Origin of the sequence: Rhizobium sp. P38BS-XIX, assembly GCF_012641435.1 — a bacterium.
Classification (GTDB): domain Bacteria; phylum Pseudomonadota; class Alphaproteobacteria; order Rhizobiales; family Rhizobiaceae; genus Rhizobium.
Genome location: NZ_JABAIJ010000007.1, coordinates 34,708 through 52,623, shown reverse-complemented (window position 1 = coordinate 52,623; position 17,916 = coordinate 34,708). Strand labels below are relative to the sequence as shown.

At 59.2% G+C, this 17,916-nt stretch carries 18 protein-coding genes and 2 tRNA genes; 6 read left to right on the top strand and 14 right to left on the bottom strand.

All coding sequences use genetic code 11. The annotated features are described in order from the left end of the window. Nucleotides 1-140: 140 nt before the first annotated feature. Genes HGP17_RS21880 through HGP17_RS21870 form a run of 3 tightly spaced genes read right to left on the bottom strand, consistent with a single transcriptional unit; the run spans nt 141 to nt 4,927 of the window. On the bottom strand, nt 141-1,694 hold the full coding sequence (locus tag HGP17_RS21880) for a SpoVR family protein (protein WP_168812566.1): 1,554 nt from the start codon (nt 1,692-1,694) through the stop codon (nt 141-143). Next, nucleotides 1,691-2,962: a YeaH/YhbH family protein gene (locus HGP17_RS21875; RefSeq protein WP_168812565.1), complete on the bottom strand. Its 1,272-nt coding sequence runs from the start codon at nt 2,960-2,962 to the stop codon at nt 1,691-1,693. Before HGP17_RS21875 ends, HGP17_RS21880 begins: the two co-directional genes overlap by 4 nt. Before the next feature lie 18 nt (nt 2,963-2,980). Then, the gene (locus HGP17_RS21870; RefSeq protein ID WP_168812564.1) at nt 2,981-4,927 is read right to left on the bottom strand and encodes a PrkA family serine protein kinase; all 1,947 of its coding nucleotides are present in this window, start codon (nt 4,925-4,927) and stop codon (nt 2,981-2,983) included. Nucleotides 4,928-5,240: 313 nt separating this feature from the next. On the opposite strand from HGP17_RS21870, the gene HGP17_RS21865 reads away from it, so the two are divergent. Next, on the top strand, nt 5,241-5,942 hold the full coding sequence (locus HGP17_RS21865; protein WP_246704171.1) for a heavy metal-binding domain-containing protein: 702 nt from the start codon (nt 5,241-5,243) through the stop codon (nt 5,940-5,942). A gap of 72 nt (nt 5,943-6,014) precedes the next feature. Here the strand turns inward: HGP17_RS21865 and HGP17_RS21860 are convergent. The 10 genes from HGP17_RS21860 to HGP17_RS21815 all read right to left on the bottom strand — a co-directional run bounded on the left by HGP17_RS21860 (nt 6,015) and on the right by HGP17_RS21815 (nt 12,179). After that, a tRNA-Phe gene (locus HGP17_RS21860) sits at nt 6,015-6,090 on the bottom strand. A gap of 196 nt (nt 6,091-6,286) precedes the next feature. Beyond that, the gene (yacG, locus tag HGP17_RS21855; protein ID WP_168812563.1) at nt 6,287-6,502 is read right to left on the bottom strand and encodes a DNA gyrase inhibitor YacG; all 216 of its coding nucleotides are present in this window, start codon (nt 6,500-6,502) and stop codon (nt 6,287-6,289) included. Between the two features lie 5 nt (nt 6,503-6,507). After that, entirely contained in the window at nt 6,508-7,128 is a 621-nt protein-coding gene (locus HGP17_RS21850; protein WP_168812562.1) for a Maf-like protein, read from the bottom strand. 79 nt (nt 7,129-7,207) lie between these two features. Further along, nucleotides 7,208-7,426 (bottom strand): translation initiation factor IF-1, encoded by a 219-nt coding sequence (gene infA, locus HGP17_RS21845; RefSeq protein ID WP_004117876.1) that lies wholly within the window; start codon nt 7,424-7,426, stop codon nt 7,208-7,210. Between the two features lie 142 nt (nt 7,427-7,568). Continuing rightward, complete coding sequence (locus tag HGP17_RS21840) at nt 7,569-8,048, bottom strand: low molecular weight phosphatase family protein (RefSeq protein ID WP_168812561.1); 480 nt, start codon at nt 8,046-8,048, stop codon at nt 7,569-7,571. Nucleotides 8,049-8,053: 5 nt separating this feature from the next. Beyond that, entirely contained in the window at nt 8,054-8,527 is a 474-nt protein-coding gene (locus HGP17_RS21835) for a UPF0262 family protein (RefSeq protein ID WP_168812560.1), read from the bottom strand. Between the two features lie 3 nt (nt 8,528-8,530). Then, entirely contained in the window at nt 8,531-9,829 is a 1,299-nt protein-coding gene (gene hisD / locus HGP17_RS21830; RefSeq protein WP_168812880.1) for a histidinol dehydrogenase, read from the bottom strand. A gap of 60 nt (nt 9,830-9,889) precedes the next feature. After that, nucleotides 9,890-10,333: a DUF2948 family protein gene (locus HGP17_RS21825; RefSeq protein WP_168812559.1), complete on the bottom strand. Its 444-nt coding sequence runs from the start codon at nt 10,331-10,333 to the stop codon at nt 9,890-9,892. A gap of 219 nt (nt 10,334-10,552) precedes the next feature. After that, on the bottom strand, nt 10,553-11,845 hold the full coding sequence (gene murA, locus HGP17_RS21820) for a UDP-N-acetylglucosamine 1-carboxyvinyltransferase (protein ID WP_168812558.1): 1,293 nt from the start codon (nt 11,843-11,845) through the stop codon (nt 10,553-10,555). Between the two features lie 139 nt (nt 11,846-11,984). Beyond that, a complete protein-coding gene (locus HGP17_RS21815; RefSeq protein ID WP_168812879.1) occupies nt 11,985-12,179 on the bottom strand; it encodes a hypothetical protein in 195 nt (64 codons plus the stop codon). A 233-nt stretch (nt 12,180-12,412) separates the two neighbouring features. On the opposite strand from HGP17_RS21815, the gene HGP17_RS21810 reads away from it, so the two are divergent. The 3 genes from HGP17_RS21810 (at nt 12,413) to HGP17_RS21800 (ending at nt 15,083) form a co-directional block, all read left to right on the top strand. Continuing rightward, a tRNA-Thr gene (locus HGP17_RS21810) sits at nt 12,413-12,487 on the top strand. A 227-nt stretch (nt 12,488-12,714) separates the two neighbouring features. Next, complete coding sequence (locus HGP17_RS21805) at nt 12,715-13,743, top strand: pentapeptide repeat-containing protein (protein WP_168812557.1); 1,029 nt, start codon at nt 12,715-12,717, stop codon at nt 13,741-13,743. Nucleotides 13,744-14,018: 275 nt separating this feature from the next. Then, entirely contained in the window at nt 14,019-15,083 is a 1,065-nt protein-coding gene (locus HGP17_RS21800) for a D-alanine--D-alanine ligase family protein (RefSeq protein ID WP_168812556.1), read from the top strand. A 36-nt stretch (nt 15,084-15,119) separates the two neighbouring features. On the opposite strand, the gene HGP17_RS21795 is transcribed toward HGP17_RS21800, so the two are convergent. Continuing rightward, complete coding sequence (locus HGP17_RS21795; RefSeq protein WP_168812555.1) at nt 15,120-15,467, bottom strand: CAP-Gly domain protein; 348 nt, start codon at nt 15,465-15,467, stop codon at nt 15,120-15,122. Between the two features lie 242 nt (nt 15,468-15,709). Here HGP17_RS21795 and HGP17_RS21790 point away from each other — a divergent pair, with 242 nt between their 5' ends. Together HGP17_RS21790 and pdxA are read left to right on the top strand one after the other, a co-directional pair. Further along, on the top strand, nt 15,710-16,894 hold the full coding sequence (locus HGP17_RS21790; RefSeq protein ID WP_168812554.1) for a four-carbon acid sugar kinase family protein: 1,185 nt from the start codon (nt 15,710-15,712) through the stop codon (nt 16,892-16,894). Further along, nucleotides 16,891-17,907: a 4-hydroxythreonine-4-phosphate dehydrogenase PdxA gene (gene pdxA, locus HGP17_RS21785; protein WP_168812553.1), complete on the top strand. Its 1,017-nt coding sequence runs from the start codon at nt 16,891-16,893 to the stop codon at nt 17,905-17,907. Before HGP17_RS21790 ends, pdxA begins: the two co-directional genes overlap by 4 nt. Nucleotides 17,908-17,916: the final 9 nt, after the last annotated feature.

Sequence of the window (17,916 nt, the reverse complement as noted above, 5' to 3'; positions counted from 1 at the left end):
AGACCACGAGCCAAAAGCTATTTTGGCTATATCTTTTTTGCTTTTCTTTGAATCGCGAAAGCGCTCTATCTTTTTGTTTTTGCGCATTCCGGACGGAAAACCACCAAGCACTTTTCCTGGAAATGCTCCGGCTGTCTTTCTTATGCCGCAAGTGCGGAGGATCGCGGATGGACCAGGTGCTCGCGAAGCACCGTGCCGGCGCTGTCCACCTCCTGCATCAGCACATCGTAGGTCCAGAGATCGGCAAGGTGCTGTAGCACGCGCTTGGCGTCCATATCCTCGAGCAATGCGCCGTTCAGTACCGTGTGCCTGACGATCAGCCGCCGGTCCCCCGCCAGATCGACATCGACGATCTCGATATGCGGATCGATCCAGCCGACATCATATTGCCGCGCAAGCTCGCGCCGGATGCGACGGTAGCCTCGCTCGTCGTGAATGGCCGCCACCCGCAACCCCTCTTCCTCCATGGGATTGTCGGTGAGGTGGAACATGCGCATTTGCCGCATCAGATGCGGGCTGAGAAATTGCGAGACGAAGCTCTCATCGCGGTAGTTGGCCCACAGATCGCGCAGCACCGCCATCGCATCGCCGGTGCCGGCGATATCCGGGAACCATTGACGGTCCTCTTCCTCCGGCTTCGTGACGATGCGCTCAATATCCTGCATCATCGCGAAGCCGATCGCATAGGGATTGAGACCGGAATAACGCTGATCATTGAAAGTCGGCTGGAAAACGACATTGGTGTGCGACTTGATGAATTCCAGGAAATCGCCGTCGCTGATGCCGCCAAGCTCGTGCAGCCGCGTCATGATGCGATAATGCACATAGGTTGCCGTGCCCTCGTTCATCACCTTGGTCTGGCTTTGCGGATAGAAATATTGCGCGACATGCCGGACGATGCGGAGGATCTCGCGCTGCCAGGGCTTCAGTCTTGGCGCCATCTTCTCCAGGAAATAGAGGATATTCTCCTGCGGCAGCCCTGCCAGAGAGCGCCGGCGATCCAGGTCGAGATCAGGCATCTTCTTGCCCGAACCCACGGGGATCGTGCGCCAGAGGTCGTTGAAGATCCGCTCGTCATATTCGCGCCGCTCACGCTCGCGCTTTTCCTCGTCGCGCAGATCCGGCGTCTTCTTGCCGGCGTAACGATGAACCCCATGCGACATCAGCGCGTGGGCGGCATCCAGCGTTCGTTCGACGGCGGCATGGCCATAACGCTCCTCGCAACGCGCAATATAGCCCTTGGCGAAATTGAGGTATTCAAGAATACCCTCGGCATCGGTCCATAGCTTGAAGAGATAATTGTTCTTGAAGAAGTGATTATGGCCGAAGGCGGCATGCGCGATGACCAGCGCCTGCATCGTCGCGGTATTCTCCTCCATCAGATAGGAGATGCACGGCGAACTGTTGATGACGATCTCATAGGCAAGTCCACGCAGGCCCTTGCGATAGAAGGCTTCATGATGGGCGAAATGCTTGCCGAACGACCAATGCTTGTAGAACAGCGGCATGCCGATGGAGGAATAGACGTCGAGCATCTGCTCGGCGGTGATGATCTCGATCTGGTTTGGATAGACGTTAAGCCCGAGCTCCTTGACCGCGATCGTCTCGCAGGCATCGTGGATCCGCTGAATGGTCGCGAAATCCCAGTCCGCACCTTCGAAAAGCCGTTCCATCGACGCCCTTTTGGCCATCATCCGCTCCTTGTTTCCGCTGTCCGGCGCTGGAAGAGTTCGTGGAAGACCGGGTAGATCTGGCTGCGGTCGCTGACACGCCGCATCGAAAGCACCGGCCATGCCGCCTGCACCCGCTCATAGAGAGACCAGATCGCAGAACCGGAAGAAATCGCCACACTGCGCGCCTCGCCCACCTCCAGATAGGCAAAATACTGGCAAACCGGCAGGATCTCGCCGGTCAGCAGGGCAGCCGTCGTCGCATTGTCGGAATAGGCATTGTCGCCGTCCGATGCCTGGGCGGCATAGATATTCCAATCCGAAGCCGGGAAACGATCCTGGACGATCCGGCGCATGGCATCGAGCGCGCTCGAAACCTGCGTGCCGCCGGTAGCCGGACTACGGAAGAAGGTCTCTTCATCCACTTCCTCGGCCACATCGGTGTGCCGTATGAAGACGATCTCGACGCGGCGATATTGCCGGGTGAGGAAGATGTAGAGCAGCATGTAGAAACGCTTGGCGAGATCCTTCATGTGCTCGGTCATGGAACCGGATACGTCCATGAGGCAGAACATCACAGCCTGAGCGACCGGCTTCGGCTCGTTTTCGAAGCGCCGATAGCGGATGTCGATCGGATCGATATAGGGAATACGCCGAACCTTGGATTCCAGCAGCTTGATCTCAGCCTCGAGCTCCGCCCGCCGCGTTTCGTCCTTGCACTCCTCAGCCTCCTCGACAAGCTTGGCGACCGTTTCCGCCTTGGGCCGATGAAGAGCGACGCGCCGCATCATCGCCAGCCGCATCGTGCGATTGATGGCGAGATTGGAGGGCGATCCCGTCACGGAATAGCCCGAACGTACCGGATTGATCTGCTCGGCAGACATCAGCCGCCGCTTGGCGAGATCGGGCAGCTCGAGATCGTCGAGAAAGAGATCGAGAAATTCGTCGCGCGTCAGGATGAAGCGGAAGGCATCCTCGCCGGTGCCGTCGCCGCCGGCCTTTGGCTTGCCGCCCCCACCCTCCGGGCGCGGGATGATATCGCCCTCGAGAAAGTCCTTGTTGCCGGGAAGAATATGCTCCTTCAGCCCCTCGGGGCCGCGATGGAACCGAGGCTCCTCGGTTCCATCTAGGGGAATGCTGATTTCGCCACCCTTCAGAATGTCCTGAATGTCGCGTTTTTGAGAGGATTCGTAGACCGCTCTCTGCACCAGCGCTTTTGCTCTTCGCAAAAATCGTTGACGATTTTCTAGACTTTTTCCGCCTGGGTTCAGGCGTCGGTCAACAATGTGCATTCCTTCTTCCTTGGTGGCTCATCCTGCCTGTTTCACACGCATGTACCATTCCACAAGCCGTCGAACCTGACGCTCGGTATAGCCCCGCGCCACCATGCGCTCGACGAATTCACCATGTTTCTTTTCCGATTCGCCGTCCTTCTTGGACCCGAACGAGATGACAGGCAGAAGATCTTCTACCTGCGAGAACATCCGCTTTTCGATGACCTCGCGGATCTTCTCGTAGCTTGTCCATGACGGGTTCTTGCCGCCGTGGCTGGCCCGAGCCCTCAAGCAGAACTTGACGATTTCGTTGCGGAAGTCCTTCGGATTGGCGATGCCGGCCGGCTTTTCGATCTTGGTGAGTTCCTGGTTCAGAAGCTCCCGGTCCAAAAGCTGACCCGTATCCGGATCCTTGAAATCGACATCCTCGATCCAGGCGTCGGCATAGTCGACATAGCGATCGAAGAGGTTTTGGCCGTAATCCGCATAGGATTCGAGATAGGCCTTCTGGATCTCGTGGCCGATGAACTCCGCATAGCGCGGCGCCAATTCGCTCTTGATGAACTCGATATAGAGTTTCTCGGTCTCAAGCGGCAGCTGCTCCCTGCGGATCGACTGCTCCAGCATGTACATCAGATGCACCGGATCGGCGCCGATCTCCGTGGTGTCGTAGTTGAAGGTCGCTGCTAGCACCTTGAAGGCGAAGCGGGTCGACGCCCCATCCATGCCCTCGTCCACACCGGCCGCATCGCGATACTCCTGCACGCTGCGCGCCCGAGGATCGGTCTCCTTCAGGCTTTCGCCGTCATAGACCCTGAGCTTGGAGAAAGCCGTCGAATTCTCGTGCTTGGAAAGTCGCGTCAGAACCGTGAAGCGGGCAAGCGTTTCCAGAGTCGACGGCGCGCAAGGGGCGTCGCTAAGCTCGGATTCCTCAATCAGCTTCTCATAGATCTTCTGCTCTTCGGTCACCCGCAGGCAATAAGGCACCTTTACGACGCAGATACGGTCGATGAAGGCCTCGTTGTTCTTGTTGGCCTTGAAGGTCTGCCACTCCGACTCGTTGGAGTGAGCTAGAATGATGCCTGAGAACGGTATCGCACCGATATTTTCGGTGCCGATGTAATTGCCTTCCTGCGTTGCCGTCAGCAACGGATGGAGCATCTTGATCGGCGCCTTGAACATTTCGACGAATTCGAGAATGCCCTGGTTGGCGCGGTTCAATGCACCGGAATAGCTGTAGGCGTCCGGGTCGTTCTGCGCCAGGCTTTCGAGCTTGCGGATATCCACCTTGCCGACGAGCGAGGAGATGTCCTGGTTGTTCTCGTCGCCCGGTTCCGTCTTGGCAACGGCGATCTGCCTCAACCTGGATGGCTGCATCCGCACCACGCGAAAGCGGGAAATATCGCCCTCGAATTCTTCCAGGCGCTTCAGGCACCACGGGCTCATCAGACCCGTCAGGCGGCGGCGCGGAATTCCATAGCGTTCTTCGATCATCGGCCCCATGGTAACAGGGTCGAACAGGCTCAGCGGGCTTTCGAAGACCGGGCTCAGCTCATTGCCGGCCTTAAGCACATAGATGGGATGAACCTCCATCAATGACTTCAGCCGCTCCGCGAGCGAGGACTTGCCGCCGCCGACTGGCCCGAGCAGATAGAGGATCTGTTTGCGCTCCTCCAGCCCCTGAGCCGCGTGACGGAAGAAGGCGACGATGCGCTCGATCGTCTCTTCCATGCCGAAGAAGCCCGAAAACGCCGGATAAGTCCGGATCGTCCGGTTCATGAAGACACGCCCAAGCCTTGTATCCTTGGCCGTATCGATCAGCAGTGGTTCACCCATGGCTGCCAGAAGTCGCTCCGACGCATTTGCGTACATGAGCGGGTCATCCCGGCACGCTTCCAGGTATTCAGAGAATGACATCTCGACTTCGCGCCGCGCTTCAAAAGAGCGGGCGAACGTGTTGAACAGTACATCGTTGTTTAACATGGCGCCCCGTTAGCTTGCTATTGCAAATAAACGCTGGACTTTACGAGATCACTGACCCCGTTAGTATCTAAGGTGCGGTATCAGTCGCTTCGAATCAATAGGTGACCCGTACAATAATTCGTACGCCTGATTGTAGATGCCATCAACATCTTGAAGTGCTCATACACCAAATTAATAAGTAGACATCTTCAAGTTGCTGTGACTTGCGCTGACCCGCTGACAGGCGCACGTCTTTTGGCGGTGTGTTCGCGCAGGCTTTCCTTATAGCAAACCGACCTTCGTAAAGGCTATCACCAGCCGGCGTCGACCTTCATTGTCCGCAGAATTTGGGAGAAAAAATGGTGCTGAAGCGGCGGAAAATGGAAGAGATGCGGACCGCGTGAGACCGAGAGTCCAGATCGAGGATCTTTCTTACAGCTGGAATTTGCATCAAAGCACGACTGCTCTCTCGCGTTGCCATTCCGCGGTTGCAAATTCGATATTGATACACATAATCGAATCATCAGCTTGGTTGGAAAATGCAATGACGCTTTGCAAAGAATGTAGCGAGGAGAAACCAGATAACCAGGTCCAACTTGGCGTCTGCGATGATTGTTTCAGATACGGCCCGCCAAATTCGGGACGCCCGCGCCCAACGACACAAGACACCAAGGCAAAAGGGCAAGCAGATGCTCCCGACATCATTCTGACAACCTCGGTCGATGTCCCCAATCGTAAGATAGAGAAAATCGTATCGATCGTCGCAACTGAAGTAGCCCTTGGCATGAACATCTTCAGAGATATTGCCAACAACTGGCGAGATTTCATCGGCGGGCGATCAAGCGCGTCACAAAAAGCGCTGGAGGAGGCCCGCACGGAGTGCTTTGCCGAGCTAAGACGCAAAGCAGCGGCCGCTGGTGCAGATGCCGTCATCGCCATAGACTTGGATTATAATCAGATCTCGACACATGGAGGCGGCAGTATTCTTTTCGTCGCAGCAAGCGGCACAGCCGTTAAATTAACCGCATTGCTATAGGTAGTGCGGCGCGAACACCTGAAATCGGCAAATTACGCTGGACGTATATCTAAATAGATTTGAGAATTTGAGTGGTGCCCAGACGCGGATTTGAACCACGGACACGCGGATTTTCAATCCGCTGCTCTACCAACTGAGCTATCTGGGCATCTAGACTTCGCGTCTCTCGAAGAGCCTTGGAAGGCGCTGGGCGTTTGGTGCGCCCCGGAAGCGAGCGGGGTTATAGCATCTTGTTCGCCCATGTCCAGCCGCAAATGACTCTTTTTTGACAGGAAATGAAATTTTGGTAATTCGCGAGCAAAATGAAGGGGTTCGCCAAAGGCACAACGAAAGGCGTCAAGCCTCTAGTCGTTCTCTGAACCGTCGGCCTTTGTCTCGTCTTCGCTAACAGGGATGGCGTAGGAGCCGTTGAGCCAGCGGGACAGATCCAGCGAACGGCAGCGATCCGAGCAGAAGGGATAGTGTTCGCGCACCGAAGGACGGCCGCATTCTGCGCAAGCACGCGTCTTGCGCAGCGGCTCGACCTTGGAGCCTACCTTGATCTCGTCGGTTTTCGCCATGATGATTATCCTTCCTGCCACCCGGCATGGACGTCGAAGCCCTCGCCTGCCAGCAGCAGCATGGTCTCATAAAGCGGCAATCCGACGACGTTGGTGTAGGATCCCACAAGTTTCTGCACGAACAAGCCGGCAAGCCCCTGGATACCATAGGCACCTGCCTTGCCGCGCCACTGGCCCGAGGCGAGATACATGTCGATATCGCGACCCGAAAGCCGCTTGAAGCGCACCTTGGTCTCCACGACCTTCTGCCGCAGCTTGCGATCCGGCGTAATCAGACAGACGCCGGTATAGACGACATGGCCGCGACCGGAGAGCAGATGCAGCGCCGAGGATGCCTCTTCGACGAATTCCGCCTTCGGCAGAATGCGCCGTCCGACGGCAACCACGGTATCGGCCGACAGGATATAGCTTCCCTGCCATGCGGCATCGCTCTTGATCGCCGCAAACGCCGCCTCGCCCTTCTCGGCCGAAAGCCGCCGCGCAAGCGAGCGCGGATGCTCCGACTTTTTCGGCGTTTCGTCGATATCCATGGGCATGAGGCGCGCTGGCTCGATGCCTGACTGGTGCAGGAGCTCGACGCGGCGCGGCGATCCGGAAGCCAGTATCAGCTTGTGTTTCATCGCCATCAGACCTCGACCTGTCATGCGGGAGTGAGAACCGGCTCTAGAGCATGACTTGATATCGTCGGCCCCAGCGAGCGGAGGACTACTTGAAACGGTAGGTGATGCGGCCCTTGGTCAGGTCGTAAGGCGTCATTTCCACCAGCACCTTGTCGCCGGCAAGAACGCGGATACGGTTCTTGCGCATGCGGCCCGCCGTGTGGGCGATGATCTCATGCTCGTTTTCCAGCTTCACGCGGAAGGTCGCGTTCGGCAGGAGTTCGGTGACGACACCGGGAAATTCGAGGACTTCTTCTTTCGGCATTAAAGCTTCTTTTCCTGTCGGTTGAGGTCGGCGCCCATGGCAAAAAGCCGGAGGTCGCCGGAAATTGCGCGGAAACTACACAATCGCCGCGGTTTTGTGAACCTCGTTGATAAGGGTTTCTGCATTTGTTTCGTTCGCAGCTCTAAAGCGAGCCGCGACGTTCCACAAGCCGGCTTTCGATCAAGCCGAGAAGATAGTCCCGAACAGCGCGATAGGCATCCAGCACCTGCTCGCGCGTTCCGTCGGTCGCGGATGGGTCCATGGTCGGCCAATAGATGACCTCGATGGCATTCGCCCGCGTCAGCTCGAGTGCCGCATGATGCGCCTCCGGCGACAGCGTGATGATGACATCGAAGAAATCATCCTCCAGCTCTTCCAGGGTCTGCGGCTGCCGACGGCCGAGCGACAGCCCCATCTCCGCCAATACGACGTCGACGAAAGGATTGCGCTCGCCGGCGCGCACGCCCGCCGACGCGATATAGGTGCCCTGCGGCAGCATATGCCGGGCGATCGCCTCCGCCATCGGCGAGCGGATGGCGTTCAGCCCGCACATGAAGAGGATGGCGCCGGGCGCTTTGCCATTGTGCTCGCCTCCCTGCCTCTGATCCCGGATCTGCTCCATGGCCGTCACCCGCGCCAGTAGAGCACGCAGACCAGCGTGAAGAGCCGGCGCGCCGTGTCGAAATCCACGCTGATCTTGCCGTTCAACCGGTCCATCAACGTCCGCGAACCTTCATTGTGAATTCCGCGCCGGCCCATGTCGATCGCCTCGATCCGGCTTGGCGTCGCCGAACGGATCGCCTCGTAATAGCTTTCGCAGATCATGAAGTAATCCTTCACGATCCGGCGAAACGGCGTCAGCGACAGAATATGCGTGGCAACGGCGCTGCCGTCCTCGATGCGAATGTCGAAGACCAGCTTCTGGTCCGCGAGCGAAAGGTTGAGGAGATAGGGGCCACCATTGTGCCCGACCGGCTCAAAGCTGTTTTCCTCGATGAGATCGAAGATAGCGACGGCGCGCTCATGCTCGACATCCGGCGTCGAACGGCCGATCGTGTCGTCCAGGACCACATCGCTCAGCCGGAAGACGCCCTCAGCCATGCCTTACCCCTCGAGATTGAGGCGGATCGCGACGGATCGCGCATGCGCATCCAGCCCCTCGGAATTGGCAAGCGCGATCGCCGCCGGCCCGAGAGCGCGAAGCTGTTCCGGCCCAAGTCGCAAGATCGAGGTGCGCTTGACGAAATCGAGCACGGACAGCCCAGATGAGAAGCGGGCCGAGCGCGCCGTCGGCAACACATGGTTCGAGCCGCCGACATAGTCGCCGATCACCTCGGGCGTATGACGGCCGACGAAGATGGCACCGGCATTGCGGATGCCATCCAGCAACGCGTCCGGATCATCCACCGCGAGCTCCACATGCTCGGCCGCGATACGGTTGGCAAGCGGAATGGACTGCTTGAGATCGGAAACAAGAATGATGGCGCCAAAATCGCGCCAGCTGGCGGCGGCCGTCTGCGATCGGCTGAGCCGCTTGAGCTGCCGCTCAACGGCGCTTTCCACGTCCCTGCCGAACTCGGCATCGTCGGTGATCAGGATCGACTGGGCACCCTCGTCATGCTCGGCCTGCGCCAGGAGATCGGCGGCGAGCCAGTCCGGATCGTTGTTTTTGTCGGCGATGACAAGCACTTCCGAAGGGCCGGCAATCATGTCGATACCGACCGTGCCGAAAACATGGCGCTTGGCGGCCGCGACATAGGCATTGCCGGGGCCGGTGATCTTGTAGACCGGCGCGATCGTCTCCGTGCCGTAGGCAAGAGCCGCAATCGCCTGCGCGCCGCCGATGCGGTAGATTTCCTCGACGCCGGCCATGCGGGCGGCAGCCAGTACGGCCGGATTGATCGCACCCTTCATCGTGGGCACAGCGATGACGATGCGCTCGACGCCGGCGACCTTGGCCGGGATCGCATTCATCAGCACCGAACTTGGATAGCTTGCCGTCCCGCCAGGCACATAGAGACCAACGGCTTCGATCGCCGTCCAGCGCGAACCGAGGCCGACGCCGAGGTCGTCCTCATAGATATCGTCCTTCGGCAACTGCCGGCGATGATGCGATTCGATGCGGGTCGCAGCCACCTTCAGCGCGCCCAGCACCTCGGCAGGAACGGCCTCGATCGCCGCGTCGATTTCGGCATCGCTGACGCGCATCGGCGTCGTGGCGAAATCGATGCCTTCGAATTTCTGGGAATAATGCGCAACGGCGCCGTCACCGCGCGCCCGCACATCGTCAATAATGCCGCGCACGACGGCATTCACATCTTCGGACACTTCCCGCTTGGTCGTCAGGAAAGCGGCGAACTGCTGCTCGAACCCTTCCGACGCCTGATCCAGCCAGATAGCCAACGCTGATATTCCTCTTCCATCGAGGCCGCCTTCAGCGGCCGGCATTCATCGATCGCCTGCTTATTCGCCCGTATCGGGATGTCGCGGCTTATGCGCGGTTTCCCATGCGCCGCCGATATCGGCAAGCTGAACCTCGATACATTCGACATCGAGCGCAATCGTGGCGTTGCCGGCCAGCGTCAGCTCGATCGTCCCGTCCGGCCCCTCGCCCTTCTGCTCGAAGCGGATGGCAAGCATCGACAGCACGTCGTCGCGGTTGCGGCGGTTTATCCCGCTGGAGCGCACCGCCTGCACGCGCTTGAACACCAGCGCGGCGCGATGACGCTCATAAGGCTTTTTGCGTTGATCGGATTGTTCCCAGTCGAAGCGATTGGCCGCCAGCGAAAACTGCTCCAGCTTCGGCGCAAAGGACATGTCGCCGACCTTGAAGACGCTATCCTGCATATGCGCGGAAATGACGCCGAGATCTTCGTTGTCGAGTGCCATTAGCCTGAGTTCGCCCATTCGTCCTTTATCCCCGATCGCACAATCGAAACGCCGCGCCGGCATTTCTCTTCTGTGGACATAGGATGCGAGCGCAAAAGACGCAACCGAAGAAAGCGGGCATGCCCGCTCTCTTGTCGTCATCGCGTTGAATTAGGGCACGCCGCACAAAACTCTGTCGCGCTTTTGCGACAGCGATGGGCATAAAACCGGAGCGACGTTTCGCGAGAGCGCGATCCGTCAGTCGCTGATGCGTTCGACGATGGCGCCGCAGCGCGTCAGCTTGTCTTCCAGCCGCTCGAAGCCGCGATCGAGGTGATAGATGCGCGACACCAGCGTTTCGCCTTCGGCGGCAAGGCCGGCGATGACCAGCGAGACGGACGCGCGAAGGTCCGTCGCCATGACGGGCGCGCCCTTCAGCCGCTCGACGCCTTCGATGCGGGCGGTCTGGCCGGAAAGCGAGATTTTCGCGCCGAGGCGGGCCAGTTCCTGCACGTGCATGAAGCGGTTTTCGAAAATCGTCTCGGTGATGTGCGAGATGCCGCCGGAGCGGGTCATCAGCGCCATGAACTGCGCCTGCAGGTCCGTCGGGAAGCCGGGGAACGGGTCGGTGACGACGTCGACGGGCTTGATGCCGCCGCCGTTGCGCTGGACGCGGATGCCGTTGCTCGTGGCCGAAATATCGGCACCGGCGCGGCGCAGGCTTTCGAGCGCCGTGTCGAGCAGCGCCATGTCGGTGTTTTCGAGCGTGACGTCGCCGCCGGCCATGGCGACCGCCATGGCATAGGTGCCGGTCTCGATACGGTCGGGCAGCACACGATGGCGCGCGCCGGACAGCGAGGTGACGCCCTCGATGGTGATCGTGCTGGTGCCGGCGCCGGAAATCTTGGCGCCCATGGCGATCAGGCAATTGGCGAGATCGACGATTTCAGGCTCGCGGGCCGCATTGCCGATGACGGTCGTGCCGCGGGCAAGCGTGGCGGCCATCATCATCACATGCGTCGCGCCGACGGAAACCTTCGGGAAGACATAGCGGGCGCCGATGAGGCCGCCCTTCGGCGCGGTGGCGTTGATATAGCCGGCGTCGATTTCCATGGTGGCGCCGAGCGCCTCGAGACCTTCGATGAACAGATCGACCGGACGCGTGCCGATGGCGCAGCCGCCCGGCAGCGACACGCGCGCTTGGCCTTCACGGGCGAGCAGCGGCCCGATGACCCAGAAGCTCGCGCGCATCTTGGCGACCAGCTCGTAAGGCGCTGTGGTGTCGACGATGGTGCGGCAAGTGAAATGGATCGTGCGGGAATAGCCGTCTTCCTGGCGCTCGCGCCGGCCGTTGACGGCGACATCGACGCCGTGATTGCCGAGGATGCGCATCAGAAGCTCGACATCGGCCAGATGCGGCACATTTTCGAGCGTCAGCGTATCGCTGGTCAGAAGCGAGGCGATCATCAGCGGCAGTGCGGCATTCTTCGCGCCGGAGATCGGAATGATACCGTTAAGCTCGTTGCCGCCGACAATCCTGATACGATCCATGTAAGCAATACGGGCAAGGCCCGCCTTTCCTGAAGTTCCGTGTCCCAAATCCCCACGCCAATACCACACGGTTGGGAAAGCGCGCTCTTTAGACGAAATAGCTCTGGGCTTCAATTCGTTTGATGATGAACAACATCAATCATGACGATTCGTCCAATTTTGCGGCGGTATCCGCGTCATCCCCAGCCTTTGCCGCCGGCAAACCATCGGTCTCGTCAGCCTGGCCGGCGCGCCGCGCGCGCACCTGCTGCTTGCGGCGCGAGAGATTTTCGCGCAGCTTCTGCGCCGCGCGCTCCCGCCGCCTGTCCGCCTCGGTGATCTGCCTGCCGCCCATGGGCTCGCCCGCCTCGCTGGCGCTCGGAGCACCCTGCAAAGCCTGCCCATCATCGATTTTCGTCTTGTCCGCACCCATGTCTTCCTCATAGCGGAAAACACCGCCTGTCAAAAGACCGACACATTTTTTCCAACGATCTTTCACAGAACTTGCAATTTGCGACTTGCACTCGGCCCCGACCTATGGCAATAGCCGCCTCGCCCAATACGGCGCACCACACCGCGCCACGGAATGCTGCTATAGCTCAGGGGTAGAGCACTCCCTTGGTAAGGGAGAGGCCGAGAGTTCAAATCTCTCTAGCAGCACCAGTTTTCTTTACCCTCATATATATGTGCACGTCACCGGAGCTCGTCGCGGATAAAGAGCTTTCATCCCGAAACACGTATAAATAAAAAGAACAAACACTCCGCCGGTGTTTTGAGAAGCCTTTCGTACCATTGCCTAAAATTTAGCTTTGATGCGTCCGATCTACCAGAGACTAGTGAAGATTAGTAGCCTTTCGGCTATACTTGGCCCAGTTGATTCTGGGGTTTGCATGGCGGACAAAACTGATCTGGAAAATCTGCAACGCGGTGAAGTTGATCTCTCCGGTTGTGACTTTAGTGAATCAGATTTGAGTTACTTGGATTTGCGTGGACGAAATTTCCATTCCGCAAATTTTCAGAACGCTGATTTAAGGGGCTCGAACCTTACAGATTGCAATTTAATTCAAGCAAAACTATTCAGCGTCAAAGCTAAAGATGCAGTTTTTGACAACTGCAAAATGACTTCCGCGATCATAAGTAGCGACTTCACAGGTGCCAGCTTTAGAAACGCCGATTTTCAGCACGCAAACCTTCAACATACAGACTTCACTAATGCTGATTTTGGATCGGCCAATTTTCAGCACGCTATGATCGACGATCGTTGTTTATTCACCGGCGTACTCGTAGATCAAACTACTACATTTGCTTCAGTGGCGATTTCAAGGTCTGGAGCTAGGCAGCCCGTTTTCCAAGGTTATGAGTATCGTGATGGAAGACTTGTCCGCAATACAATAGAGATATTGTCTACCAGTAATACGGCTAGACAGACTACCATCACGGCAGGCTATGTTGTGACGCGATTGAATTCTCAGCCTACTGAAATAGCCGATATGGCTTTAGCTTTGGCGAAATTAATTGAAGACGAACGAATTCGGCTCGATGCCGCAAAACCGAATGATCCTATATCTTTGGAATTATGGCACAATCAACAGGATTTTTTATCGAAGATTGCTTATGGGCTTGAATGTCTAGACGTAAGCATACGGCGTTCGCTGGAAATAACAGCATCTCCAAACGAAAAATTCTCCGAGCCGGCATCTATAATCACAGATCTACGTGAGACTTTTGCAAAATGGCTACGCGAGAATAGCAGGGAGATTGCTGATAGCGCTTCGCGCTTGGCGTTGATAGGTGTAGGAACAGGCTTCCTCGGACTATGCGGCGCACCAGTCACAGGCGCGTTCGCAATCTCAGCAGCACTTTTAGGTGGACCAAAAGTTGGTGGCATTATTTCGGAGACGTTGAAATCATCGAAATGATAACAAATTACTTACACTGCGCGGCCCTGATGTTCTGTCAGAAACTTTAATGGCGCAGTTAGTGTTGTTATGTCGCTAAAGTGCAAACAGTCACTTTCCCACGAAACTTGCAAACAGCGCGACTCCAAGTCGGGTGCGTACCCAGACATCAAATACAATATTAAAGCTCTATTCAGCGCGAAAAGCCGCTGCGGTCACCCCTTCCCAATTCCGCTGCAATCCCCCGTTTAAACCCTTTTCCCATCACACCCTTCTTGCCCGGGAGAGCAGCCCTCATGTCAAAACTCCGCGTCGCCGTTCTGTTTGGCGGTCAGTCCAGCGAGCATGAGGTTTCCGTCATGTCGGCCCGCAATGTCGTGAGGGCGATCGATGGCGGGCGATATGAGATCGTGCCGATCCTGATCGATCGCGCCGGGCGCTGGCTGCTAGTGGAGGAAAAGGGTGGCGTGCTGCCGGAGCCGATTGCCTATGAGGGCACGGAAGTCTGCCTCGTGCCGGGCGGCAAGGGGCGGCTTCTGGCGCTGGAAGGCTCGAGCGCACGCGCGCTGCCGGCGATGGATGTGCTGTTTCCGGTGCTGCATGGGCTGAACGGCGAGGATGGCTCCATTCAGGGTCTCGCCCAGATCGTCGGCCTGCCCCTCGTCGGCTGCGGCATTCTCGGCTCGGCCAATGCGATCGACAAGGACATGGCAAAGCGCCTGCTGCGCGAGGCCGGCCTGCCGGTGGCTCGCTCCGTGACGCTTGTGCGCGGCGACAAGCCTGATTTCGATGAGATCGCGGCCACGCTCGGCTCACCCGTCTTCGTAAAACCCACCCGCCAGGGCTCGTCGGTCGGGGTCAGCAAGGTGCAGGATGCCGCCTCCTTCGAGACAGCGCTTGCCGAAGCTTTCCGGCATGACCGCAAGGTGCTGGTGGAAGAATTCGTGCGTGCCCGCGAGATCGAATATGCCGTGCTGGAACAGCCGGATGGAACGCTCTTCGTCTCCGTGCCGGGCGAGATCGCCACGGCGGCAACCCACGGCTTCTATTCCTACGAGGCGAAATATCTCGACCAGAACGGCGCCGTCGTCACCGTGCCGGCGGATATTCCGGCTGAGACGGCAAACGTGTTGAAGCGCATGGCGGCGGAGGGTTTTCGGGCGCTCGGATGCGAGGGGCTGGCGCGCGTCGATTTCTTTGTGCGGCCGGATCAGAGCGTCGTCATCAACGAGATCAACACCATGCCCGGCTTCACCAATATCAGCATGTATCCGAAGGCCATGGATGCCTCGGGCATTTCCTATCCGGACCTCATCAGTCGGCTGATCGAACACGGGTTGGCGCGGGCGCGGCAGGGCTGATCCCAGAAAGGCGGCAGGTTTCGATGCCGCCTGCCGTCAGACCTCTTCCTTTTTCTTCGTCTTCACCTTCGGCTCGACAGGCGCATCCGGCGTCGGCGCGAGCAGTTTTCTCAGCGTGGCGATCTTGTCCTTCACCAGCGGGCGGAAGCGGCTGGCGCGATAGGGCATGTCGGCGGCGCCATAGCCTTCCGGCCCGTCGTCATTGCCGCGATGGATCTCCTCCAGCTTGACGCCGATGAAAGTGCCGTCGACATAATGCGTGTATTCGCCGACCCAGCGGATGGTGTAGATCGTGCCCTTGCGGATCAGCTGATCGATGCTGACATGCTTGAATTTGTCGTCGATGCAGACGACCTTCTGGCCCACATGGAAATCGTAGCTCACCCTGCTCTCCTTGATGCGACCGAAGCGATCCGCCGCGCCGTTCACTTACAAGCATATCCGCATATGCGCCAGTGGGTAAACGCGGGCAGACGTCGCAGCCGCGATCAATGCCTCGGTGACAAAGCAACCCGTTGACATCCTTCATGGAAGGCTGAAGATTGCGCTTCGCTCAAGCCGCCGCAAGGCCTTGGCTTTCATCCACATTCCATACCCCCGCAAGGCCGCGAAGGCTCCTTAAGTTCATGCCCACCCTCCGCCTCATTGCCGACGACTTGACCGGCGCGCTCGATACCGCCGTCGAATTCGTCGGTGTCTACGGGCCGATCGACGTGGAGCGCAGCGACGCGCTTTCCAGGAGCCTGCCGGATTGCCTTGCGATCGATAGTGGCACCCGCGAGAAGACGGCGATCGAAGCCGAAGCCATCGTCGCCGGCATTGCGCCCTTGCTTGAGGGTGCCGATCTCGCCTTCAAGAAGGTGGACAGCCTGTTTCGCGGCCCCTGGGCGGTGGAGCTCGCAGCCTGCTTCCGGCTCAGCCACTGGCGGCACTGCATCCTCGCGCCGGCCTTTCCGCATCACGGGCGGCATACAAGGGGCGGACGGCAGGTGCTTTATGCCGGCAAGGATGCCTGGCGCGATGTCAGCGGCGATCTCGTCGCCCATCTGAGCGCCGAGGGATTGCCGGCCTTCAACACGACGCTCGACAGCACCGGAACGGCCGATATTCCCGACGGCATCCATGTCTTCGACGCGCACACGGACGACGATCTGGATGCGATCATCGCATGGGTATCGTCTGAGCTGGAGGGACCAGTCCTCTGGAGCGGCACGGGCGGCCTCGCCCGCGCGCTGGCGCGCAATATCGACCGGGCAACGCATCATCTGCCCCGCGTGCAAAAGAGCGCTGGAGAACGCCACCCAGCGCCGGCTGTCCCGATCTCGCGCAAACTACAAAGGCCGGTGCTCGGCCTGTTCGGCTCGGATCAGCCCATCACTCTGGCTCAACTCCAAGCCTGCGGCCCTAACTGGCTGAAGCTTGCGGAAGGCGTCGATGCCGATGTCGTCGATCACCAGATCCAGCAAAGCGGCATCGCCATGGTCAGCCTCGACCTGCCGGAAGGGCTGGAGCGCGACGATGCCGCAAGGCGGATCGCGGCGAGTTTCGGCGCCATGGCCAGGGAGCTGCCGGCACCGGGCACATTGATCGTCGCCGGCGGCGAGACGCTGCGCAATCTCTGCTCGGCGCTGGACGTATCGGCCCTCAGCATCACCGGCCAGGCGGCACCCGGCCTGCCGCGCTCGACGATCGTCGGCGGCCCCTGGCAAGGCACGACGGTCATCTCCAAATCGGGCGCCTTCGGCGGCCCGACGCTGTGGCGCGACCTCTTGAGTGAAAACGGACTGATTGCCGGAGGAGAAGAACCATGACGCGGCATCTCGCAATCACCATGGGCGATCCCGCCGGCATCGGCCCGGAAATCATCGTCAAGGCCGCAGCCCGCCTCAAGGATCGGCTCAACGAAGGTAAGCTGAAACTAACGATCCTCGGCAGCGGCCCAGCCCTGCGGCTCGCCGAAAGGCAGCTCGGCCTCGATATCGAAATCCCCGAGGTGCAGATGGAGGACGACTGGCCGAACCTCTGCTTCATCCAGGCCGATGCCGAGGGTGAACCGATCCTGCCCGGCCGGCTTTCCGCCGATGGCGGCCGCATGGCCTTCAAGGCCATCGAAAAGGGTGTCCAGCTCGCGCAATCGGGCAAGGTCGACGGCATCGTCACCGCACCGCTCAACAAGGAAGCGCTGAACAAGGCCGGCTTCCATTACGCCGGCCACACCGAGCTGCTGGCCGAACTCACCGGCGCGCGCGGCTCGGTCATGATGCTGGCCCATGGCAATATGCGTGTCAGCCACGTCACCACCCATGTCGCGCTGGAGGATGTGCCGAAGCGCCTGACCCCGGAACGGCTGCGGCTTGTCATCGATCTCACCCACAAGGCGCTGAGGAATCTCGGCATCGCCAGCCCGAAGATCGCCGTCGCGGCGCTGAACCCGCATGCCGGCGAAGGCGGCCTCTTCGGTCGGCAGGATATCGATATCTCCGCGCCCACCATCGCCAAGGCAGTCTCCGATGGGTACGATGTCGTCGGCCCGGTTCCCGGCGACACCGTGTTCGTCAAGCTGCGCGCCGGCCAGTATGACGCCGTCATCGCCATGTATCACGATCAGGGACATATCCCTGTGAAGTTGCTGGGTTTCGAGATCGATCCGGCGACGGGCAAATGGATGGATCTGTCCGGCGTCAACATCACCCTCGGCCTGCCGATCGTGCGCACCTCGGTCGATCACGGCACCGCCTTCGATATTGCCGGCAAGGGCATCGCCAATGAGCGCAGCCTGATCGAGGCGATCGAATTCGCCGAGAGGCTGGCGACGGACGGTTAAGGCCGCCTC